Below are 22,326 nucleotides of genomic sequence, written 5' to 3'. Positions count from 1 at the left end.
CACTAGGCTTCCGAGGGTGGAGGATCACCTGCCGCAGTCGGTGCGTGTCGAGCGGCGCCCCGTCTCCGAGCACGAGTCACGCAGTGCCAACGGACCCGACTGGGACCGCTACGCCGACGAGTACCAGGCCACCCACGGCAACTTCCTGGGTGACGCCGGATTCGTCTGGGGGCCCGAGGGCCACACCGAGGACGAGCTCGGGATCCTCGGCGACGTGGCCGGTCTCGACGTCCTCGAGGTGGGCAGCGGCGCCGGGCAGTGCTCGCGCTGGGTGCGCACGCACGGCGGCCGGGGCTTCGGCCTCGACCTCTCGCACCGCCAGCTGCAGCACTCGCTCCGCCTCGACGCGGAGACGGGCGTCCCCGTCCCGTCCGTGCGCGGCACGGCCACCGCCCTGCCCTTCTCCCCCGACAGCTTCGACGTCGTCTTCTGCTCCTTCGGCGCCCTGCAGTTCGTCAGCGACATCGACGTCGCGGTCCGCGAGGTGGCCCGTGTGCTCCGACCCGGCGGCCGGTTCGCCTTCTCGGTCACCCACCCGACGCGGTGGATGTTCCCCGACGACCCGGGCGAGGCCGGCCTCACCGCGACCCAGTCCTACTGGGACCGCACCCCCTACGTGGAGGTCGACGACGCGACCGGCGTGGTGTCGTACGTCGAGCACCACCGCACCCTGGGCGACTGGGTGCGCCTGCTCGCGGGGCACGACTTCAGGCTCGTCGACCTCGTCGAGCCCGAGTGGCCCGAGCACCACGACCGGGTCTGGGGAGGCTGGTCACGCACCCGCGGGGTGCTGACGCCCGGGACCGCGATCTTCGTGGCGCGCCTGGCGGCCTGAGCGGCTCCGGCGGGCCCAGCCGGCCACCAGTGACGCCGGGTCGAGGTGTGCCCGCAGCCGCCGGCGCAGTCCTCCCTGCGTGACGAGCTCACGACGCACCCGCTGGCACGCGTCCCAGAACGCGCGCCCCTCCGCCTCGTCCGGGGGTCCGGGCGCGAACACTGCCGCGTCAGCCTCCCGGGCCAGGTCGGCGCCCACGCCCAGGCCGGCCGCCTGCGCGAAGCGGCTCCACCCGTCGGGCACGGGGGTGCCGCAGTCGCGGGCAGCGTCGAGCACCTCCTGCCAGCCGTTGACGTAGAGGCCGGACCACGACGACGTACGTCGTCGGCGGGCGCGACGCAGCACCTTCGCCAGGGGCACGAGCAGCAACGCGGCGAGACCGAGCGTGACGATCACGGCGACGACCGCCAGGGCCACCTGCCGCGCGGGACGCGGCTCCGCCGCGTCGCGGGGCGGACCGATCTCCCGGTCCTTCCCCTTCGACGCCTGGTCGAGCTGCTGCTGGACGAAGTCCTCAGGGTCGGGCGCCGGCACCGGCTCCGTGCCCTCCTCCAGCACGCGCGAGCCGAGGTATCGCTCCAGGTCGAGCGGGCGCCAGGTGCCGTCCTCGAACTGCAGCTCGACCCAGGACGTGAGGTCGCCGTAGTCGACGAGCCCGCGGCGGCCCGGCGCCGCACCGGTGACCAGGCGCGCGGGAACGCCGAGCCGGGAGGCCCCGAGCGCCATGAGGGCGCTGTACTGGAAGGCGGTGCCGGTCATCCGCTGCGACCCGAGCATGCGGCGCCCGAGCATGTCGGGCGACTGGTCGAAGGCCTCGGTGGTCCGCACCGTGCCCTGCGTCCGGAGGTAGCGGGCCAGCAGCAGTACCCGCTCCAGCGGGAGCAGCTCCCGGCGGTCGAACGGCTCCAGGTGCTCGTCGAGGAACTCACCGTCCGGCTGGCGCTGCTCGTCGGTCGGCTCGCGCGTCCGGTCGCGACGCGTGAAGCCCACCTTCCCCACCACCGACTCGAAGCGGTACTCGTCACGCACGTCGACCCCGCCGAGCACGAGGGCACTCGCCGTGGCCTGGTTGTAGCGCACGTCGCCGACATCGGTCCTGCCGGGATTGAAGTCGAAGTCGAGACTGGTCAGCTCACCGAGCATCGGCAGCCAGTCGCTGGAGTAGCCGGGACGGAACTTCACGCGCACCACCGCCGTGGTCCCGGGATGGAGGGCGGCCACCGCGGACCCGACCCGCTTGAACGTCCCGTAGCCGTCGGACCCCGGCGATTCCTCCGCGGGGATCCAGGCCGTGCCTTCGTAGAGGTCGAGCACGGCCAGCCGCAACCGATGGCCGTCGGGGACCCCCCTCGCCGTGAACAACCTGATGTCGTCGGTCCTCGGCACGGGCAGTGCCGGCGTGTCGGCGACGCGCGGCGTGTCGTTCCTGCCGCTGAGCAGCACGCGGTCGGACACGTCCGAGTCGGGCACCACGAGCACGGCGAGGGCGGACACGAGCACCACCGTCACGACGGCCGCTGCGGCAGCCGCGCCGGCCCCGCGGGTGGCGCTCGCGGTGGTCTCGCGTCGACGCGCCCGCACCGCGGCCCAGGCGAGGAGCAGGCCCCCGACGAGGATCCCCCGGGTCACCATCAGGGTCGGAGCGAGCACCCCCAGCGGAATGGTCGCCGCGAGGGCCGCCAGCAAGGGCACCACCGGCGCGAACGGGCGCGTGGTCGCGACCGCGAACCACGCCGCGGGGAACGCCGCGAGGAACCCGATGAGGAACGGCACCAGCATGACCTGTCCGCTCGGCTCCACTGGGGGAACCGTGCTGACCAACGTCAGGGGTGCGTCGACGGACCCCGTCAGGACCCGCCCGACCGTGCGGAACGTCGGGAACACCCACGGCCCCGGCTCACGCAGCGCGGCCCACGCCGCGACCGGGACGAAGCCCGCCAGACCGGCGAGGGAGTACCACCAGCCCCCCTCGTGCAGACGACGGGTGGCCAGGGCGAGACCGACGAGCAGCGCGACGGGGACCAGGCCTGCGACGAGGTAGGTGCGGTCCGCGAAGCTGTCGTCGAGGATCGACAGGATCATCGCCAGGGCGACGACGACCACCACCCCGTCGGCGACGCTGCCCTGTTGGCGCGTCACCGCATCCCCCGCGCCATCAGCTCGTGGAGGCGGGCGAGGTCGGGCACGGAGAGCTCGCGCAGCGATCCGCTGTCACGCACCAGCGTCTTGCCCTCGCTGTCCGCACGTACGACGATCCAGTCCGCTCCGCGACCGAGCTGCGCAGCAGCTGCGTCGAGGTCGGCTATCGCCCGGGCCGCTCCCGTGACCTGGACGACGAGCCCGGTCCCGGCGACGGCCCCGGCTGCGTCCATGGCCTGGGCCAGGTGACCGTCGTCGTCCTCGACGGCGAACCGGCACGCCGCGTCGGTCATCGCGACGGGGTGGCGGCTGTGCGCGACATGAGGTCCGCACCGCAGGTAGGTGTCGAAGTCGTCGCGCACGGAGCGCAGCGCGATCGAGGTGGCCACCGACGTCGCGAGCTCGAAGTCGCGCAGTCGCGGGTAGGACGACCTCGCGCAGTCGACCAGCACCGTGACATGACCGCGCCGGGTCTCGTGGAACTGCCGGACGAGCAGCTGACCCGCCTTGGCCGACGACCGCCAGTGCACGTGCCGCAGGTCGTCCCCGGGGACGTACTCGCGCAGTGCGTGGAAGGCCAGGTCGCTCATCGACAGCTGTCGGCTCGTCGCCCCGTCGAGGTCGTTGGCTAGACCTCCGGCGAAGACGTCTACGTCTGTCACCTGCGGCGACACGAAGAGATCGACCGATCCACCGATCGTGTGACGGCGACTCAGCAGCCCGACCGGATCGGTCCTCTCATAGGCGACCGGGCCGACCACGTGCACACCTCGAGGCATCGCGGGGAGCTCAACCGACTCCTCGTGCCGCGAGAAGGGTCGGAGGAACGGCAGTCGGAGTCGTACCGTGCGCGTCCCCACGGGCACGACGACGCGCGGGAACAGCATCGGGACCGCGCCTGCCTCCACCTCCAGGACCGCGACCACCGGCTGGGCCCCCACGACGGTCCTGGTCTGCTTGAGCACGAGGTTCGCCGACGGCTCCCCCGGCAGCACCTGCCAGGCGATCGCCACCAGCAGCAGCCCGTACGTGACGGCAGCGACCAGCGCGAACTCGTGCCAGTTGAACCGCACGGCGAGCACGGTTGCGACGACGCCAGTGACCAGGACGCCGCGACCGAGGGGCGTGAACACACGGAGCGGGCCCGCAAGGCGCGGGGGCCACAGCGCGGCGGGCAGCCGAGCGGCGCCGCCCCGCGTGCTGGCCCGCTTGCTCACGCGCGGTCGCGGGGTGCGGGCACCTGCGCGAGCAGGTCGTCGATGATCGCGTCGGACGTCGTACCCCCGTAGGCAGCCCCGGAGCCCATCAGCAGGCGGTGCCCCAGCACCGGGTGCGCGAGCGTCGCGACGTCCTCGGGCACCACGTGCCCGCGCCGTTCGGCGAGGGCCCACGCCTTCGCGGCACGGATCCAGGCCAGGCAGCCACGGGTGGACAGGCCGATCCTGACCTCGGGCACCTCCCGCGACGCCTCCGCCAGGCGGCGCACGTAGGCGATGACGGCCGGGTCGACGTGCACCGCGTCGGCCAACCGGCCCATCTGCTCGATCTCCCGCCCCGTGACGACCGGCAGGAGGTCCGCCGCACGGTCGCGGATGCGCGACTCGGCCAGCAGGGCCTCGGTGGACTCCGCGTCGGGGTGCCCGACGCTGGTGCGCATCAGGAAGCGGTCGAGCTGCGCCTCCGGAAGCTGGTAGGTGCCTGCCTGCTCGATCGGGTTCTGCGTCGCGATCACCATGAACGGCCGGCGGACCTCGTGGGTCTTCCCGTCGACGGTGACGTGTCCCTCCTCCATCACCTCGAGCAACGCGGACTGCGTCTTGGGCGAGGCGCGGTTGATCTCGTCGGCCAGCACCAGGCTGTGGAAGAGGGGCCCCGGGTGGAAGGAGAACTCGCCGTGCGCCTGGTCGTAGACCGTGACGCCGGTGATGTCGGACGGCAGCAGGTCGGGCGTGAACTGGATGCGCGCGAAGGAGCAGTCGAGCGACTTCGCCAGCGCGCGGGCCAGCATCGTCTTGCCCGTCCCGGGGAGGTCCTCCAGCAGGAGGTGACCCTCCGAGACGAGGCAGGTCAGCCCGAGGCGTACGACGTGTCGCTTGCCGAGGACGGCCGTCTCCACGTTGTGCTGGATCCGCTCGAACGTGTCGGCGTACCACCGCACGTCCTCGGACTGGACAGTTGCGAGCTCGGACATGCCGTCAGGACCTGGTCGGTCCCGCCTCAGGCAGCAGTCGTGTCGCGGCGCCCGCGCAGGAACAGGAACAGCCCGGCGAGGAAGGCGATCGCACCACCGATGAAGCCGACCAGCGGCAGGGTCTTGGTGAGGAGGTCCAGCGACTGGCCGCTGTCCTTGGCGTCGGCGACGTTGCCCTCGACCTGCTCGTCGGTGAACGCGAGCTGCATGTCGAGCAGCGGGGAGCCGTCCTCGAGCTCGCGCACCTCGTGCTGGGTCTGGTTGACGATGGATCCCGTCGTCGGGTCGACCCAGATGTACTTGTCCTGGGAGTAGACGCCGTCGATGTCCTCGACGACCTCGGCCGCCTCCTCCTCGACGAGCACGTGGTACTTGTAGGTCTCCAGACCCTCGATCGTCTCGGTGCCGTCGTAGGTGGCGTCGACCGCCTCGCCGAGCATGCTGTCCCAGTACATGTAGTCCTTCTTCTCCGCGTCGAAGGGCCACTTGTTCACGAGGCCGGACTTCTCCTCAGCGCTCGGCGGGACGTACTGGGGGTCGTTGACCGCCTCGGCCGTACGACGATCGGTCGCGAACACGTCGCTGCTGGCGCTGACCAGCCGCTCGTCGGAGTCGTCGACGCACTGGGGGGTGTCCCCCTCGTCGATCACGAGACACGTCGTGTTGACGAAGACGACGACGTCGTCGCTGGAGAGCTCGGCGTCGGCCTTGGTCACGCTGGTGGCCTTGACCTGGAGCGACTCCACCTCGCCCGTGCCCGGGTTGAGCTTGTCGGCCGTGCCGGACAGGTTGGTCACCGAGTCGGTGTCGAGCGGGGTCTTCTTGACGGCGTCGCCGCCCCAGAGGATGACCGTGAGCGCGGCAACGAGCAGGAACGAACCAAGGCCGAGCAACACGCCGGCGATGACCTTGCGCACAAGAATCCTCCTGGACAGAGCAATGAAGTCGACGAACGGTACCAGCAAGTAGCATGCGCGGGAACGAGATCAACGAACCCCCCGGATGGACTTCATAAAACGTGGTGACCAGTCCCCCAGTCGCTCCCGAACAGTCCGGGCGGCGCCGAGCTGCAGGAGCGCACGAGCGCACCGTGGTGAGCCGTACCCTCACCCGCCTGTCCGACGGGCTCGGCCACTCCCGGACCGCGGTTCTGGCGACGGCCGGAGTGCTGCTGCTCGCCCAGCTCGGCTTCCGCACGTGGGCTGCCTGGTCGAGCTGGTACTTCCTCGACGACCTCGTCTTCCTGAGGCGCTACGCCGAGGCCGGTCGCTGGAGCTACCTGATGGAGCCGTACAACGGTCACCTGATGCCGGTGGCCAAGTCGGTCTACTGGGTCATTCGCGGCACGGGGCCGACGGAGTGGTGGCCGGCCGCGCTGATCCTCGTCGGGGGGCAGGCCCTCGCCAGCGTCGCCTGCCTCTGGATGCTGGTCAGCCTCTTCGGCGTTCGCCGGGCCATCCTGGTCCCCTTCTCCCTCTACCTCTTCCTCCCCCTCTCCCTCCCCTCCTACATGTGGTTCATCGCGGCTATGCAGCAGCTGCCCTTGCAGCTCACGCTCGCCATCGGCGTGGGCGCCTGGGTGCGCTGCCTCCGCACCCGCAGGATCGGGTGGCTCGTGGTGTGCATGGTCGCGCTCTGCCTCGGTCTGGCGTTCTGGCCCAAGGCGTTGTTCCTCCTGCCGCTCCTCGCCTACCTCAGCGTTGCCTACTTCTCCTCCGGGGATGGCCTGCGGCAGCGGCTGAACGGGCTGCGGTGGCAACTGCTGACCTTCGCTCCGTTGCTCGTCGTCGGCCTGGGGTACGTCGGCTACTACGTGAGTGCCGTGCCGGGACAGCTCACTCCGGTCACCGCACGGCTGGTGGGCGAGTTCGCCGGCACCCTGCTGGGCACGACGCTCGTGAGCGGCCTCGTGGGCGGGCCTTGGCAGTGGGACGTCCCGGCGCCCCCGAACGCGTTCGCCGACCCGCCGTCGTGGGCAGTACACCTGTCCTGGGTCGTCGTGGTCGCTGTCGTGACGTATGCCTGGCTGCGCCGGATCAGGACCGGTCGAGCCACGTTGCTCTTCCTCGGCTTCGTCGGCGGAACCTTCCTCCTCGTCCTTACGGGGCGCGCCGGTGCACTCGGTGCGACGCTGGGCACCGACTCCCGTTACCTTTCAGACGTCCCCCTGGTTGCAGCGCTGTGCTTCAGCCTCGCTTTCATCGACCTGCCCGGCGCACCCGGGTCGTCCGCGCTCCGGGACGTGCCTCGCATCCACGCGGCGCCACGTGGCGTCGGCGCAGCGCTGCTGGTCGTCGTCCTGGTCGGCAGCCTCGTCAGCTCGCTCGGCTACGTGCGCCCGTGGCACCAGGACAACGCCGCCCGGCCCTTCTTCGACCGGTTCCGGACCGAGATCGAGGCCCGTGGTCGCACCGACATGGTCGACCGCGTCGTGCCCGAGGACGTCATGTCCCAGCTGGCCGCACCAGCCAACAACTTCGAGTTCCTGGCGCCACTCGTGACCGATGCGGTCCACTTCCCGGACGTGTCCCCTGACCTCGCCATCGTCGGCGACGACGGGTCGCTGCGCCAGGTGGTGATCGAGCGTGGGGTCGATTCCCTCCCGGGCCCCGTCGCGGGCTGCGGGTGGAGGGTGACCGAACGCGGACGACGGATCCCACTCGCCGGCGACGCCTTCGACTTCGTGTGGTGGGCGCGCATCGGCTACCTCAGCAGCCAGGACTCTCCTGTCACCGTCTCCGCCGGCTCCACCTCGGTGCAGACGCGCGTGCGCAGCGGTCTCAACAACCTGTACGTCTTGCTGGACGGGGGATTCGACCACGTCACGATCGACGGCCTCGACGCGGGGACGACGCTCTGCGTGGACACGATCGAGGTCGGACAGCCCGAGCCGGGAGCGCCTTTGCCATGACGACCGACTCCGCCGCCCACGTCGAGGTGTCACATGAGTTCCCAGCGCTCGACACGGTTCGCGCCATCGGCGCCATCGCGGTCCTGACCACCCACGCCGCCTTCCAGACCGGCAGCTACCTCGGGTCGGGAGCCTGGGGGACGTTCCTCGCCCGGCTCGACGTCGGCGTCGCCATCTTCTTCGTGCTTTCCGCGTTCCTCCTCGCGCGCCCCCACCTGGCCCGGGCCGCCATCGCGCGTCCGGCGCCCGACCTCGGCCCCTACGCGCGGAAACGGGTCCTGCGGATCGCCCCCGCCTACCTCGTCACCGCCGTCCTGGCACTGTCGCTCTTCCCGAAGAACGCCGACGAGGGCCCGCTGGACTGGCTCTCCACGCTGCTGCTCCTCGACATCTACGTCCGCGAGGAGCTGCCGCACGGACTCACCCACATGTGGAGCCTCTCCGTCGAGGTGGCGTTCTACGCCCTCCTGCCCCTGCTCATGCTGGTGGCCCTCGGGCGCGGCCGTCGCCGGACGCTGCGTCCACGCCGCACGCTCGCACTGCTCGCGGCCATGGCCGCCGTCACCGTGTGGTGGCACCTCGAGGGCACCTCCCTGCTCGACCCCCACGTCGCCGGCAGCACCGGCCTCTGGCTGCCCGGCTACCTGACGTGGTTCGCCGTCGGCGTCGCACTCGCTCTGCTCCACGTGCGCCACCAGCAGGGCGTGAGCACCGGCGTGGAGCGGCGGCTCGTCGAGCTCGGTCGTATGCCGGGCACCTGCTGGACCCTCGTGGCCGGGCTCGTGCTCGCGGTGTCCACGCCGCTCGCGGGCCCGGTGCTCTTCGTCGCAGGCACCCCCTCGGAGACCCTGCTGAAGAACCTCGTCTACTCGGTCATCGGTGGACTGATCGTGCTCAGCGGAATTTTCGCCGATCCACAACGCGGCTACGGGCGACTCATGTCGCACCGTGTCGCCCGCCACCTCGGCCACATCTCGTACGGCATCTTCTGCCTCCACCTGTCGATCATCAGCCTCGTGCTCTGGAGCACCGACTACCGGCTCTTCGGTGGCGACGGCTTCCAGGTGTGGGCACTCACGCTGGTCATCAGCATCGCCGCCGCGGAGGTGCTCTACCGCGTCGTGGAGCGGCCGGCCCTCCGGCTCGGGCGCGGCCGGCGCTCTTCGTCGAGCCAGACCCAGGCCGCAACGGCCGAGAGGCACAGCACGACCAGCAGGTGAGGCCAGGCCAGCTGACCGGCCCACCCCGCCGCGCCACCCCACGGGCGCAGTGCGTAGGCGGCGTAGGTCGCGACCAACGGAGCGCCGAGCCACCACGCCCCCGCCTCAGGTGCCTTGCGGTGCAGGGCCACGGCGCCTGCTGCACCGACCAGCGAGACCGCCAGGCCCACGTGGCCCGCCACCAGGCCGGCGACCAGCAGCACGACCCCGGCATGCGCCAGGACCGGGAGCCGGCCGCGGCGCCGGGCCGCTCGCGCAGCGCTGCGCCTGCGGCGGACGACCCACGCGACCCCCAGCAGACCGCCGAGTGCCACTGAGCCACCGAGAAGGGCCGCGCGATAGGCGCGATCGGGCGCGAACGACATCGCGAGGTGACCAGCCGAGGGGGTCGTCCAACCCTGGCGCCAGCCGTCGAAGATCGTCGGAGCGACACCGTCGCCGTCAACATCGGCCGTCCAGCCACGGCTCGCGTTCTCCCGGGTCGCCACGCCGCCCCCGGCCGGCACGTCGACCCGACGCAGGACGGGGTCGGGTTGCTCGGTCGGCAGCGCCGTGCCGTCCGCGACGACCGCGGCGTCGCCCAGGACCAGGACGTCCGGGACGAACGCATCAGACGCCAGGAGGTCGATGTCGTTCACGCCCGCGCGCAGCGGCACCACGTCGCCTCCGCACAGGACTGCCTCGAGCCGCCGGCCAGCCAGCATGTCCGCCGGACTCCCCACGACTCGCGTGCGCTGGGAGACCGCGTTGCTTCGAATGGTCGGACCCGTGCCGCAGCGGGTGCGAACCGGCTCGTCGGGCAGGTCCAGCGGCAGGTAGGGGACGCCTTGGAGGACGAGCTCGGAGACCCCAATCGGCACGTTGCGGGAGGACCCGTCGAACCCGAGGTCCGCTGCCGGCTCGGCGTCGAGCACCCGGATCGCGAGCTGATCGGTACGGATCGGGTCGAACCGAGCGGACCCGCGCCTCAGCGAGACCGTTCGCGTGCCACCGGGCCACGAGAGCTCGACCCGCTCCGGCAGCCGCGCCGCGACGACCCTGTTCACGCTCATTCCGAGACCCGTCACGGTTCGCTGCCCGAGCCATGACAGTCGAAGCTCCGGGTTGAGTGCTGCGGAGGACGCCATCCACGTCGTGGCGGTGTCGCCGTCCACCGCCGCCACCGGCCTCGCCCGCGGGTCGTCCACCCCAGCAGACGTCGCAGTGACGGAAACAGGCTGGTCCTCCAGGATGACCCTGTCCAGCGCCGGACCGGGGTCGGGGCTCACGTACAGGCGCGCCGACGCCACGTCATTCGTCGGCGACACGAAGCGCCGACGTACGTCCCGGGCCTCCTCCGGTGAGCCGGCCTTGTGCGCCGCACACCTGACGACCTCGTCGAGCCGGACGCATCCCGTCCTACGGTCGTCGAGGCGGCGCAAGACGATCGTGTCGGGCGTGCCCCATGCCTCCGGCGTCGCGGGCAGCACCAGGCGGCGCACCACGTCGACACCGACATCGACCTCCGCGAGCTCGAGCACGTTCCCCGGCCTCTCGGACACGTCGGTCACGGTGACGGAGGACGTGGCGCCGGGCACCTCGACCGAACGTGACTCGCCGGGAGCGAAGCGCAGCGGCTCCGACTCCCAGTCCGGGGTGGACACCACCAGGAGCTCGTCGCCTGCGTCACCGGCACGAACCGTGACCACACCCAGCTCCCGCGGCGAGCCGAGGTCCAGACTCCACCAGTGGGCGTCGGACGTGAAGGCGGCCGACCGCCAGGCCGTCCGCACATCGCCGTCCAGCGCAGCCTCGGGGAGTGTCCCTCTGCGCGTGAGGCCCAGCGAGTTGGGATTCGATTGCGTGCTGGAGGCAGTCACTGACGCCGCCCCGTAGAGCTCGGCGAACGTGAGCCAGCGTGGACCGCCCTCGAGCGCGTAGTCGGGCACCCCCGACCGGGAGAGGTCTTCCCACTCCTCCGACGACAGGGTCGGTGACACCGAGTCGTGGAGCCGACCGAAGTTGCGCTCCACAGCCCGCAGGCCGTCGGTCAGGACGACGTGGTCGGGCGCGACGGACTCGTCCGCGTCCACGGCGAGCCGCACCGGTCCGCTGCCCACGACGCCCGCGTCGGCGAGGTCGAGGAGGTCCTCCGGCCCACCGACCACGACCGTTCCCGGGTCGGCCGCCTCGGTCGCGTACGGCACCTCCCCCGACAGACGATAGATCTCGACCGCCTGGTACTCCGTCTGCCAACCGGAGTTGACGAGAGACTTTCCCAGCCGGCCCCCCTCGATCCTGGCCTCACCGCCGATCTCCGGCCCGAATCCCGCGGCCCGGACCAGGCCGGGCGTGTCGTCCAGTGCTTGGTGGACCAGGACCGGGTCTGCGATGTCGGGGCCGCGCTCGAGGTCGTTGCGAACGACCACGTGGGACACGCCTGCCCGCCGGAGGTAGCTGGCGAGCCCGGCACTCCCTTGCCCCTCGTTGATGCGTCGCTCGATCTCGTCGAGCATGCGGATGTTGCCGGCCGGGGTGAGCGGTACCGCGTTGCGTACGGCCCACGGGCTACCCGCGAGGGGCTGCATCGGCTCGTCACGCGGCGTGCCCCACACGTACGTGCCGAAGGACGACCCGGGCACGAGCAGCGCCACACCGGGGCGCTCGCCCTGCTCCCGCTCGAGCCACCCAGCAGCGTCGCGCCAGTAGCCGGGGACGTCATCGAACCCCTTCGCGGGCGTGAGGCGTCCGGCCCACGCGGGCGAGGTCGAGCCGACCACCGCGACCAGGACGACGCCGATCACGAACGCCAGGTTGGCCCTCTCGGACACGGCCAGGCGATGCGTCCGCGTTCCGTGGGCGGCTGCCCAGCGCGATTGCAGCTCGTCGAGCGTGAAGGCCAACCCGATCACGAGAGGAACGCGGAGCACGACGTCGAACTTGTGCACGTTGCGCAGCGGCGCGAGCGACCCGTCGAGCAGTGTGCCCAGCTGCGAGGCGAACCAGCCCTGGACGTCGCCGTGGTGGCCCATCGTCACGAGCAAGAGGCCCGCGAACACCCCGGAGACGAGGAACACGCGGTGCTCGTTGCGCCGCAGCGCCAGGCCCGCGACACCCGCCGCCACGACTACCGCGCTGTTCAGGGGTAGGTAGACCGAGGTGATGAGGTCGCGCCCGGCGCGAGCGTCAGGATCGAGGTACGCCACCCAGTTCGAGGTGCCCCGCAGCGCGTCGGCCAGCGTCGTGGGATAGGTCGTCACTGCGGCGGTCTCGATGAAGTCGAGGAACGGCGGACTGTAGGCACCGAGGAGGAACAGCGGCACCAACCACCAGAGCGTTCCGAGCACGGTGAAGAGCGGCCACCACACCATCATCGAGCGGCGGCGCGGTCCCGGCTCGCGGGTCAGGAGCCACAGGACTCCGAGCGGCAACACTGCGGACGTCGCCGCCGCGTTGACGCCGCCCACCATCGCCACCGCGAGGGCGGCGAGCGCCGCAGCCCGGACCGGAGAGCCGCGACGGCTCCCGAGCACGAGGGGCAGCAACACCCAGGGCGCCAAGGCGCTCGGCCACACCTCGATCGAGCTGGGGCCCAGGACCGTCAGCATCCGGGGCGACAGTGCGAACCCGAAGCCGGCGACGATGCAGGCCAGGTCCGACCGCACACCCAGCGCGCGCGCGAGCAGTGCCATCCCGACGAACGCCACGCAGAGCACGAGCGCCATCCACAGCCGCTGCACCACCCAGGGCGGCAGGTCCATGAGGTAGCCGAGGGCGTGGAACGGACCCATCGGCCAGAGGTAGCCGTAGGCCTGGTTCTGCAGCTGACCGAAAGCCCCTTCGGCATCCCACAGGTGAGCCGCTCGACCGAGGAAGTCCACCGGCGCGATCGCGAGGTCGAGCTTGGTGTCGGCGACCACGAGACCCGCCGACTGGATCAGCGCGAGACCCGTCAGCAGCGCGCAGGCAGCCACGAGCCGCCAGCCGAATCGCGACTCCTGCTGGCTCACCGCTTGCGCAGCACGAGCACCAGGTTCCACGTGACGACCTCTCTCACTACCGGGACGCGCAGCAGCCAACGACTCCACCAGGGGTTGTAGCGGGGCAGCACGTGCACCACGTCGGCCTCCTGCTGAGTGCGTACCCACCGCAGGCCGTCGGCGACGGAGACCGCGAACAGCGACTCGCCGAACTTGTTCTTCGGCTCGTGACCGTGGCGTCGGGCGTAGCGTCGCCGGGCCCGGCGCCCGCCCAGGTAGTGCCAGGGCGCTGTCTCGTGTCCGCCCCACGGACCCCACCAGGTGGTGTAGCTGATGAAGACCAGTCCACCCGGCCGCGTGACGCGCACCATCTCGGCGGCCATCTGCCACGGGTGTTCGACGTGCTCCAGGACGTTGGACGAGTAGCAGACGTCGACCGCCGCGTCGCGGAACGGCAGCTGCATGCCGCTGCCGAGGACGGTGCGGGCGTCGATCGACCCGGCGCCGGCGAGCTCACCCACGTCGGCGTCCAGGGCGACGTACGACGCGCCTGCCGCCTCGAACGCCTCCCGGAAGTACCCGGGGCCGCCCCCCACGTCGAGCATCAGCTGGCCCGACAGGTCGTGGTACTGCGACACCTGATCGGCGGAGTCGCGGGCGAGGGCGGTGTAGAACCGGGCCGGGTCGGACTGCTCGTGGCCGAACTCCCGGAACAGCCGTAGCGACCGGGAGAGGTCGGCGCGCCACGGCGGGGTCCTCGTCAGCACCCGCAGACCCTAACCGACAAGTGACTCGGCGGTAGGGTTCTCGCCGATGACTGACCGACACGAGCTCGCGGGGCGCCACGTCGCCTTCTTCAGCTGGCGCGACACCCACAACCCCGAGGGCGGCGGCGCCGAGCGCTACCTCGAGAAGATGGCGCGCGGGCTGGTCGAGCGCGGCGTCCGCGTCACCATCTTCTGCGCCGCCCACGCGGCCGCACCCCCGGAAGAGGTCGTCGACGGCATCCGGTACATCCGGCGCGGGTCCAAGCTCACCGTCTACTCGGAGGGGTTCAAGGCGCTCGCCCGAGGCAGGCTCGGTCCGGTCGACCTGGTGGTCGACGTCCAGAACGGCCTGCCGTTCTTCACCCGTGCCGCCACGAAGGCACCCGTCGTCGTGCTCGTGCACCACGTGCACCGTGAGCAGTGGCCCGTCGTCTACCCCGGGCTCGTCGGCAAGGTCGGCTGGGCGGTCGAGCACGCTCTCGCTCCCCGGCTCTACCGCTCGTGCCAGTACGTCGCGGTGTCGCGCGCCACCCGTGACGAGCTGGTCCCCCTCGGCGTCGACCGCCGACGCATCGCTGTCGTGCACAACGGCACCGACCCGACCGTCGCGGCGGGGGTCGGGAAGTCGGCCCACCCGACGATCGCGGTGGTCGGACGGCTGGTGCCGCACAAGCAGGTCGAGCACGCGATCGATGCGGCCCTCACCCTGCGCCACGACCACCCCGACCTGCGCCTCCACGTGGTGGGCAGCGGGTGGTGGGAGGCCGAGCTGCACCGCTACGCCACCGAGCGCGGCGCGGGCGACACCGTGGTGTTCGAGGGCCACGTCGACGAGACCCGCAAGCACGAGGTCTACGCGCAGGCGTGGGCGCTGGCCCTCCCGTCCCTCAAGGAGGGCTGGGGGCTGGTCGTCGGCGAGGCAGGCATGCACCGGACACCGACCGTGGCCTACGGGTCAGCGGGCGGCACCCGGGAGTCGATCGCCCACGACGTGTCGGGGCTGCTGGTCGACCAGCCGCAGGAGCTCGTCGACGCGCTGCGCGACCTGCTCGACGACGTCGGGCTGCGAGGCCGACTCGGCGACGGAGCACTCGAGATGAGCCACCGGTTCACGTGGGAGCACGCCCAGGAGTCGTTCGCCCACGTCGTGGCCGCCGTCCTGCGCGGGGAGCGCGTCGACGCCCAGGATCCCGACGCCGGGTGACCCCGCGGGGCGGCGGAGGCCGGTCAGGCCGTCGTCACTCGGTGACGCCGTAGTTGAACTCCGGCGTGTTGATCGTGCCGGGCGACTGCTCCGGCGCACTGGTCTGGCTCGTGACGACACCGGTGAGCGTGGCGACGGCGAGACCGCCACCGACGAGGATGCTGACGATCGGCGCAATGATTGAACCCATGACTCCGGTGACCTCCTAGGCGATGTCTGCAAGGTACCAGCCAGTAGCCAGTTCTGCGCAACTATCGCGCCGCCCGCCGGCGACGATCCCGCCACCACTGCACGAGGGCGATGACCGCGAGGCCGATCCAACCGCCCCACGCCAGTGACATCACGGCCACCCACGCGGCAGGCGGGCGGGGCTCCGGCGCCGCGGGCCCGAGGTCGATCAGGATCAGCCCGTCGAACTGCCGGACGACGTCGCCCTCGACGTCCGGCACGTCCACGTCCGGGAGCTGCTCGACGAGGACGTACCGGATGCCCGCATCGCGCAGGCCGGCAGCCCGCTGGCGTTCGTCCGGCGCCTCCAGTGCGCGTCGTACGTCAGCGGCCCTCGGGTCCTCCCCGGCGAGCGGGCGTCCGTCGACGACCAGCCGGTCCTCGACGACGACGCCGCGGGGCAGGTAGCGGCCGAGCGGCGCCAGCACCGGCCGGCCGTCGTTGTTCCAGGACGGGGCGCGATAGCTCTGGAAGGGCAGCAGGACGACATCGCCCTGCGGGCGCGACCGGAGCTCAGCGGCCAGGTCTGCGTACGGCTCCGGGTAGTCCACGGCCGCCACGCGTCCGGAGAGACCGAGCGCCGCGTCCGGCATGAGCGCGACCGGGAACAGGACGCAGGCCATCGCGATCATGGCGCGAGAGAACGCGTCCGGGAGCGCGTGCACCAGGACCTCGGCGCCGCGCCCCGCCAGCACGGCGGTCAGCGGCGCCGCCAGGGCGAGCATGCGGGAGCCGTCCCGGAGAAGCCCCGCTCCCGGAACCGTGCTGGACAGCCACCCCGTGACACCCGGCAGTGCCCAGGTCGCCACGGTCAGGCTCAGACCCACGACCCAGCACGCCACCAGCGGGCGCCGCAGCCCGGCCGGTACCTGCGACCACCCCCGGCGGACAGCCAGCACCGCGAGCACCGCCAGGACGACCGTCATGGCGACGCCCAGCGCGCCGGACCGCGATGGGAGCACCACCTGGGCGTTCCAGGTCCCGCCGAGCGACAGGAAGGCCAGCGGCCCCGGCAGGAGTCCGTCCCCGCTCGGCGCGAAGACGTCCGCACCGTCGGCGCTCGACGTGGCGCTGCCGGCGTGGAGCAGCCCCGAGGCCAGCCAGGGCAAGTTGGCCAACGTGAGCATCCCTGCCAGGGCGAACCAGCGACGACTACCCCGTTGCGCGGCAGCCGCGCACGCGGCGATCGCCGTGACGATCCCGGTCGACGCGCTCAGGCTCCCGAGGAGCAGGAGGATCGGGAGCCTCGCCGGGAGCACGCCTGACCGACGCCACTCGGCGCCCGCCAGCAGCACCCACGGCAGGACGCCGTAGCCCACCAGCACGGGCCAGTGCCCGATGGCGAGCCGCTCCACCACGAACGGGTTCCATACAGCGACCGACGTCGCCACCAGACGTGCTAAGACGCCGGGGCCGACCAGGGCGGCCGCGCCCGAACCTGCTGCCACCAGCGGCACCAGCAGCACCAGCTTCTGCAGCAGCATGCCTCCGAGCGCCTCGTCGAGGACGGCCACCACGGCATCGGAGGGGACGGCTCGCGGGAGCGCGGTGCCGAGCCCGAGCGCATCCGCGCCGAGGCGGAGGTCCGGCACCCACACCATGTCGTAGCTCAGCACGTAGCCGAGACCGAGCGCGCCGCCGAGAAGCAGCACCCCGAGCAACGTTGCCCAGGCCGTCGGCAACAGCAGCCCACGCAAGCGTGGTGTCGCCCCATCGACCCGTGGTCCCACGGTGGGACACCTTAGGGTGTGCCGCATGTCCACACGACCCCGCGACCGGTCGCACGACGTCGTCGGTCCTCGTGGGGGACGCCGCGGCTGGCTGGCCGGGAGTGGGCAGATCGCGGTCGCGATGATGCTGATGAACGTCGCCACCTACGGGTTCACGATGGCAGCAGCGCGGATCATCGGGCCCGTCCCCTACGGCGCCTTCTTCGCGTTGATGAACCTCGTGATGATCCTCAGCGTCGTCATGCTCGGGCTCCAGGCGACAGCGGCGCGACGCATCAGTGCCGACCCCGCCCACGTCGGTCAGATCGAGCGCGAGATCCTCCGGGTGGCATCACGCGCGTCGCTGGCGCTGGGCGCGGTGCTGCTCCTCGGCGCCCCGCTCGTCAACCGCCTGCTCGACCTGGACAGCATGCCGACGGCCGTGCTGGCAGCCGTCGCGGCCGTGCCGATGACGATGGCGGGTGCGCAGATGGGCATCCTGCAGGGCGAGAGACGCTGGCGCGAGCTCGCGACCATGTACGTGCTCTCGGGCGTCCCCCGGCTCGTCATCGGTCTCGCACTGATCCTCTGGCGGCCCACGGAGTTCATGGCGTTCCTGGGGGTCGCGCTGGGCTTCTACGCACCCTTCCTCTACGGCCTCGTCGTCCTGCGGCACGCCCGCGAGGCCGGTGACGTCCACGCGCGTCACGGACTGCTCCCGGTCATCAAGGAGGCCGTCCTCAACTCGCAGGCGCTGTTCGCCTACCTGGCGCTGACCAACATCGACATGCTTGTCGGCCGTTCAGTGCTGGACTCGCACGACTCCGGCCTCTACGCCGCCGGCCTCATCGTCTCCCGCGCCGTGATGTTCCTTCCCCAGTTCGTCGTCGTCGTCGCGTTCCCGTCGATGTCGACGGGCCACAACTCGTCACGTGCCCTGTCCGGCAGCCTGCTGGTCGTCGGCGGGCTGGGCGGGGCGTGTGTGCTGGCCACAGCTCTGTTCCCCGACCTCGTGCTCATGTTCGCCGGTGGTCAGGAGTACGACGAGGTGAGCGGCCTGCTCTGGGTCTTCGCCGTGCTGGGCACGTGCATGTCGCTCCTGCACCTGCTGGTCTACTCGGTGCTCGCCCGCCAGGGCACGGTGTCGATGGCGCTGATCTGGGTGGCGCTGGGAGTGGTCGTCGCCCTGGCCACGACCATGGTCTCCACCGTCGGCGAGCTCCTCGCGGTCGTGCTGACCGTCGATCTCGCGCTCCTCGTGGTGCTGCTCCCCATCAGCTTCGTCAAGCTGAAGGAGCGCTCAACCACTCAGTGAGCGGCGTCGTGCCAGCTCCGCCCGGTGCCGATGGAGACGTCGAGCGGGACGGCGAGGTCGGCAGCGCCGCCCATCTCGGCGCGGACGAGGGCGGCGAGCGCGTCCTCCTCCCCCGGCGCCACCTCGAGGACGAGCTCGTCGTGGACCTGGAGCAGCATGCGCGAGCGCAGCCCCTGCTCGGCCAGCGCCTGCTCGACGCCGAGCATGGCGACCTTGACGAGGTCGGCGGCCGAGCCCTGGATCGGTGCGTTGAGCGCCATCCGCTCCGCGGTCTCGCGGCGCTGGCGGTTGTCGCTGGTGAGGTCGGGGAGGTAGCGGCGGCGGCCCAGGATGGTCTCGGTGAACCCCGAGCGCCGGGCCTCGTCGACGATGCCGCCGAGGTAGTCGCGCACGCCGCCGAAGGTCTCGAAGTACTCGTCCATGAGGCCCTTGGCCTCCGAGGTCGAGATCCGCAGCTGCTGGGAGAGGCCGAACGCGGACAGGCCGTAGGCGAGGCCGTAGTTCATCGCCTTGATCTTGGCGCGCTGCTCGACGCTGACGTCCTCGGCGGCGACGCCGAACACGCGGGCGGCGGTGATGGAGTGGAAGTCCTGGCCGGAGCGGAACGCCTCGATGAGCAACGCGTCCTCGGACAGGTGCGCCATGATCCGCATCTCGACCTGGCTGTAGTCGGCGGTCATCAGCGACTCGCCGGCCTCGCCGACCACGAAGCCCTCGCGGATGCGGCGACCGGCCTCGGTGCGGATCGGGATGTTCTGCAGGTTCGGGTCGGTGCTCGAGAGCCGGCCCGTCGCCGCGATGATCTGGTTGTAGGTGGTGTGGATGCGGCCGTCGGAGGCGACGGTCTTGAGCAGGCCCTCGACGGTCTGGCGGAGCCGGATCACGTCGCGGTGGCGCAGCAGGTGCTGCAGGAAGGGGTGCTCGGTCTTCTCGAAGAGCTGCTGCAGCGCGTCGGCGTCGGTGGTGTAACCGGTCTTGGTGCGCTTGGTCTTGGGCATGTCGAGCTCGTCGAAGAGCACCACCTGCAGCTGCTTGGGAGAGCCGAGGTTGATCTCCTTGCCGATGACGTCGTAGGCGTCGGTCGCCGCGGCACGCACCTGGTCGCCGAACTCCGACTCCAGGCCCTCGAGGTAGTCGATGTCGACCGCGATGCCCACCTGCTCCATGCGCGCGAGGGTCGCGATGAGCGGGAGCTCGACCTCGCGCAGGAGGCGGGTGCCGCCGTGCTCCTCGACCGCGTCGTCGAGCGCGTCCGCGAGGTCGAGGACCGCCCGGGCGGTCAGCATCGCAGCGTCGCTGGCCGTCGTGTCGTCCATCGCGTCGAAGCTGAGCTGGTCGGCGTCGACGGTGTCCTGGCGCAGCTCGCGCTTGAGGTAGCGCAGGGTCAGGTCGGCGAGGTCGTAGGAGCGCTGGTCGGGCTGGACGAGGTAGGCCGCGAGGGCGGTGTCGACCTCGAGACCGGCGAGCCCCCACCCGCGCGCGGCGAGGGCCAGGCTCGGCCCCTTGGCGTCGTGGATCGCTTTGGGACGCTCCGGGTCGGCCAGCCACGCCGCGACGGCCGCGTCGTCGTCGGTGCTGATGTCGGTCACGTCGACCCAGGCCGCGTCGCCCTCGCGCGTCGCCACGGCGAGCGAGACGACCTCGCCCGTGCCGGCGCGCCAGCTGCCCTGCACGGACACCCCCACCCGCGTGCCGACGGGCGCGTGCTCCTCGAGCCAGACCGCGGCCTCACCGGCGCCCAGGCGGCGACCGTCGAGCTCGAAGCCGGACTCGGCCTCGACCGCGTCGCCCGGGTCGGGGTCGATCGTGTCGAGCAGCCGGGTGCGCAGCTCACCGCGGAACTCCAGCTCGTCGAGGAGCTCGAGGCCGGCGGTGCGGTCCCACTGCTGGCGGGCCATCCCGTCGGGGCGCACCGGCAGGGTCAGGTCGCGCACGAGCGCGTTGAGCCGGCGGTTGCGGATGACGTCGCCGAGGTGGGCGCGCAGCGCCTCGCCCTTCTTGCCGGTGATCTCGTCGGCATGGGCGATCACGTTGTCGAGGCCGTCGTACTGATTGATCCACCGCGCCGCGAAGCCCGGGCCCACGCCGGGGACACCGGGGAGGTTGTCGGAGGTCTCCCCCACGATGGCCGCGAGCTCGGGGTAGCGGTGGGGCGGGACGCCGTACTTGTCCTCGACGTAGGCCGGGGTCATCCGCGCCAGGTTGCTCACCCCCTGCATGGGGTAGAGCACGGTGGAGGACTCGGTGACGAGCTGGATCGAGTCACGGTCGCCGGTGAGGATCAGCACCTCCATCCCTTCGGCGAGCGCCTCGGTCACGAGTGTGGCGATGATGTCGTCGGCCTCGTAGCCGTCCATCGACAGGTGCTGGATGTGCAGCGCGTCGAGGACGCGTCGGATCAACGGCAGCTGGCTGCTGAACTCGTCGGGGGTCTTGTTGCGCTTGGCCTTGTAGTCGCTGTATTCCTCGAGGCGGAAGGTCTGGCGCGACTTGTCGAACGCCACGGCCACGTGGGTGGGCGCCTCGTCGCGCAGCACGTTGACGAGCATCGAGGTGAAGCCGTAGACCGCGTTGGTGTGCTGCCCGGAGGCGGTCGCGAAGTTCTCCACCGGCAGCGCGAAGAACGCCCGGTAGGCCAGTGAGTGGCCGTCCAGCAGCAGGAGGCGGGGGCGGGTCGTCTCGCTCGTCTCAGGCACCCGCCGACTCTATCCGTCACGACCGACAGCAGAATGGGCGCCATGACGACTCCACAGACTCTGGCCGGGATGAGCGTCGAGGAGCTGGTCGCGTTCCTCCCCCAGGGCAACGGCAGGCTCAACGACAAGATGGGCGTCCAGCTCGTCGAGGTGGCTGCCGAGCGGGTCGTGGCGACGATGCCGGTGGAGGGCAACACGCAGCCCTTCGGTCTCCTGCACGGCGGGGCGTCGGTCGTGCTCGCTGAGACCCTCGGCTCGATCGGGTCCGCCATCCACGCCTACCCCGCCAAGATCGCCGTCGGGGTGGACATCAACGCCACCCACCACCGCGCGGCCACCTCGGGCACCGTCACCGGCGTCGCGACGGCCATCCACCTCGGCCGGTCCTCGACGTCGTACGACATCGTCATCACCGACGACCAGGGCCGGCGCGTGTGCACCTCGCGCATCACCTGCGCGCTGCTGGACGCCCCGACGGCCTGACGGGCGACCGGCGTCGTCGGTCTCAGCCCGGGACGCGTTCGCGGCGGATCCGGCGGGCGGCCAGCACCCGGTCGATCCGCTGCCGGCTCGTCGCCGCCTGGGTCACCTGGCGCGACTGCGGCAGGCGGGCGCGTACGGCGCTGGTGGTGGCCGCGCGCAGCGTCGCCTGGGGCGTGAACGACAGGCGCGCCATGAAGCGGTTGGCGTCACGCGCCTCGGCGGCCGCGGCCGTCTGGACGTGGCCGATGCCGTGCTGCTCGGCGAACCGGCAGGCCGCCTCGATGAGCGCGCTGCCCACGCCCTTGCGGCGGAACCGGGTGAAGACGTGCGGTGAGACCGCGAGGACGGCCGGCTCCAGGTTGAGGGGGGTGAAGGTCGTCGCCTCGAGGTAGACCGCACCGGCGACCTCGCCGTCGACCTCGGCCACGACGACGCACTGGTCGTCACGGGAGTCGGCGGTGGCCACGATCCCGGCCACGTCGGCGAGCTGCTCGTCGAGCGCACCCCGGCGCAGGATGTCGCTCCAGAGCTCACGCAGGGAGGGGACGTCCGTGGCCTCGGCCACGCGTACGGTCACCGGCGTCCGACTCATCGACCCACCACTTCCTCGAGCAATCCGACCGTGGCCCCCAGCCGCCCTCTCGCGGCACCACGCCGGGACAGACCCTA

General features: G+C 71.5%; 16 protein-coding genes. 6 read left to right on the top strand and 10 right to left on the bottom strand.

Annotation, left to right across the window (positions count from 1 at the left end; genetic code table 11):
• The first annotated feature begins 16 nt into the window (after window positions 1-16).
• Window positions 17-835 (top strand): class I SAM-dependent methyltransferase, encoded by an 819-nt coding sequence (locus ACNKF0_RS10710; protein ID WP_416958233.1) that lies wholly within the window; start codon window positions 17-19, stop codon window positions 833-835.
• Here ACNKF0_RS10710 and ACNKF0_RS10705 read toward each other — a convergent pair.
• Genes ACNKF0_RS10705 through ACNKF0_RS10690 form a run of 4 tightly spaced genes read right to left on the bottom strand, consistent with a single transcriptional unit; the run spans window position 773 to window position 6,082 of the window.
• Window positions 773-2,974 (bottom strand): transglutaminase-like domain-containing protein, encoded by a 2,202-nt coding sequence (locus tag ACNKF0_RS10705; RefSeq protein WP_416958231.1) that lies wholly within the window; start codon window positions 2,972-2,974, stop codon window positions 773-775. The genes ACNKF0_RS10710 and ACNKF0_RS10705 overlap by 63 nt on opposite strands.
• Window positions 2,971-4,191: a DUF58 domain-containing protein gene (locus ACNKF0_RS10700; protein ID WP_416958229.1), complete on the bottom strand. Its 1,221-nt coding sequence runs from the start codon at window positions 4,189-4,191 to the stop codon at window positions 2,971-2,973. The genes ACNKF0_RS10705 and ACNKF0_RS10700 overlap by 4 nt, the downstream gene beginning before the upstream one ends.
• Window positions 4,188-5,165 carry an AAA family ATPase gene (locus tag ACNKF0_RS10695; RefSeq protein WP_416958226.1) on the bottom strand — a complete coding sequence of 326 codons (978 nt, stop codon included), beginning with the start codon at window positions 5,163-5,165 and terminating at the stop codon, window positions 4,188-4,190. Before ACNKF0_RS10695 ends, ACNKF0_RS10700 begins: the two co-directional genes overlap by 4 nt.
• A gap of 26 nt (window positions 5,166-5,191) precedes the next feature.
• Complete coding sequence (locus ACNKF0_RS10690; protein ID WP_416958224.1) at window positions 5,192-6,082, bottom strand: DUF3068 domain-containing protein; 891 nt, start codon at window positions 6,080-6,082, stop codon at window positions 5,192-5,194.
• Between the two features lie 173 nt (window positions 6,083-6,255).
• Between ACNKF0_RS10690 and ACNKF0_RS10685 the strand changes: the two genes are divergently transcribed.
• Together ACNKF0_RS10685 and ACNKF0_RS10680 are read left to right on the top strand one after the other, a co-directional pair.
• Window positions 6,256-8,076: a hypothetical protein gene (locus ACNKF0_RS10685; protein ID WP_416958222.1), complete on the top strand. Its 1,821-nt coding sequence runs from the start codon at window positions 6,256-6,258 to the stop codon at window positions 8,074-8,076.
• Window positions 8,073-9,296: an acyltransferase family protein gene (locus ACNKF0_RS10680; RefSeq protein ID WP_416958220.1), complete on the top strand. Its 1,224-nt coding sequence runs from the start codon at window positions 8,073-8,075 to the stop codon at window positions 9,294-9,296. Before ACNKF0_RS10685 ends, ACNKF0_RS10680 begins: the two co-directional genes overlap by 4 nt.
• Here ACNKF0_RS10680 and ACNKF0_RS10675 read toward each other — a convergent pair.
• Together ACNKF0_RS10675 and ACNKF0_RS10670 are read right to left on the bottom strand one after the other, a co-directional pair.
• A complete protein-coding gene (locus tag ACNKF0_RS10675; RefSeq protein ID WP_416958218.1) occupies window positions 9,188-13,285 on the bottom strand; it encodes an alpha-(1->3)-arabinofuranosyltransferase in 4,098 nt (1,365 codons plus the stop codon). The two genes, ACNKF0_RS10680 and ACNKF0_RS10675, sit on opposite strands and share 109 nt — an antisense overlap.
• Complete coding sequence (locus tag ACNKF0_RS10670) at window positions 13,282-14,022, bottom strand: class I SAM-dependent methyltransferase (RefSeq protein WP_416958216.1); 741 nt, start codon at window positions 14,020-14,022, stop codon at window positions 13,282-13,284. The genes ACNKF0_RS10675 and ACNKF0_RS10670 overlap by 4 nt, the downstream gene beginning before the upstream one ends.
• A 46-nt stretch (window positions 14,023-14,068) precedes the next feature.
• On the opposite strand from ACNKF0_RS10670, the gene ACNKF0_RS10665 reads away from it, so the two are divergent.
• On the top strand, window positions 14,069-15,226 hold the full coding sequence (locus tag ACNKF0_RS10665) for a glycosyltransferase family 4 protein (RefSeq protein WP_416958215.1): 1,158 nt from the start codon (window positions 14,069-14,071) through the stop codon (window positions 15,224-15,226).
• Between the two features lie 34 nt (window positions 15,227-15,260).
• On the opposite strand, the gene ACNKF0_RS10660 is transcribed toward ACNKF0_RS10665, so the two are convergent.
• Entirely contained in the window at window positions 15,261-15,416 is a 156-nt protein-coding gene (locus tag ACNKF0_RS10660) for a hypothetical protein (RefSeq protein ID WP_416958213.1), read from the bottom strand.
• 61 nt (window positions 15,417-15,477) lie between these two features.
• Window positions 15,478-17,106 (bottom strand): hypothetical protein, encoded by a 1,629-nt coding sequence (locus ACNKF0_RS10655; RefSeq protein WP_416958211.1) that lies wholly within the window; start codon window positions 17,104-17,106, stop codon window positions 15,478-15,480.
• A gap of 103 nt (window positions 17,107-17,209) precedes the next feature.
• Between ACNKF0_RS10655 and ACNKF0_RS10650 the strand changes: the two genes are divergently transcribed.
• Window positions 17,210-18,478, top strand: coding sequence for a lipopolysaccharide biosynthesis protein (locus ACNKF0_RS10650; RefSeq protein ID WP_416958209.1), 1,269 nt, complete (start codon window positions 17,210-17,212; stop codon window positions 18,476-18,478).
• On the opposite strand, the gene polA is transcribed toward ACNKF0_RS10650, so the two are convergent.
• A complete protein-coding gene (polA, locus tag ACNKF0_RS10645) occupies window positions 18,472-21,174 on the bottom strand; it encodes a DNA polymerase I (RefSeq protein WP_416958207.1) in 2,703 nt (900 codons plus the stop codon). The genes ACNKF0_RS10650 and polA overlap by 7 nt on opposite strands.
• Window positions 21,175-21,216: 42 nt before the next feature.
• Between polA and ACNKF0_RS10640 the strand changes: the two genes are divergently transcribed.
• Entirely contained in the window at window positions 21,217-21,657 is a 441-nt protein-coding gene (locus ACNKF0_RS10640) for a hotdog fold thioesterase (protein ID WP_416958205.1), read from the top strand.
• Window positions 21,658-21,679: 22 nt separating this feature from the next.
• Here ACNKF0_RS10640 and ACNKF0_RS10635 read toward each other — a convergent pair whose 3' ends face one another.
• A complete protein-coding gene (locus tag ACNKF0_RS10635) occupies window positions 21,680-22,249 on the bottom strand; it encodes a GNAT family N-acetyltransferase (RefSeq protein WP_416958203.1) in 570 nt (189 codons plus the stop codon).
• Window positions 22,250-22,326: the final 77 nt, after the last annotated feature.

The organism is Nocardioides sp. T5 (assembly GCF_048161455.1).
GTDB lineage: Bacteria > Actinomycetota > Actinomycetes > Propionibacteriales > Nocardioidaceae > Nocardioides.
This window is presented reverse-complemented; position numbering and strand designations above follow the sequence as displayed.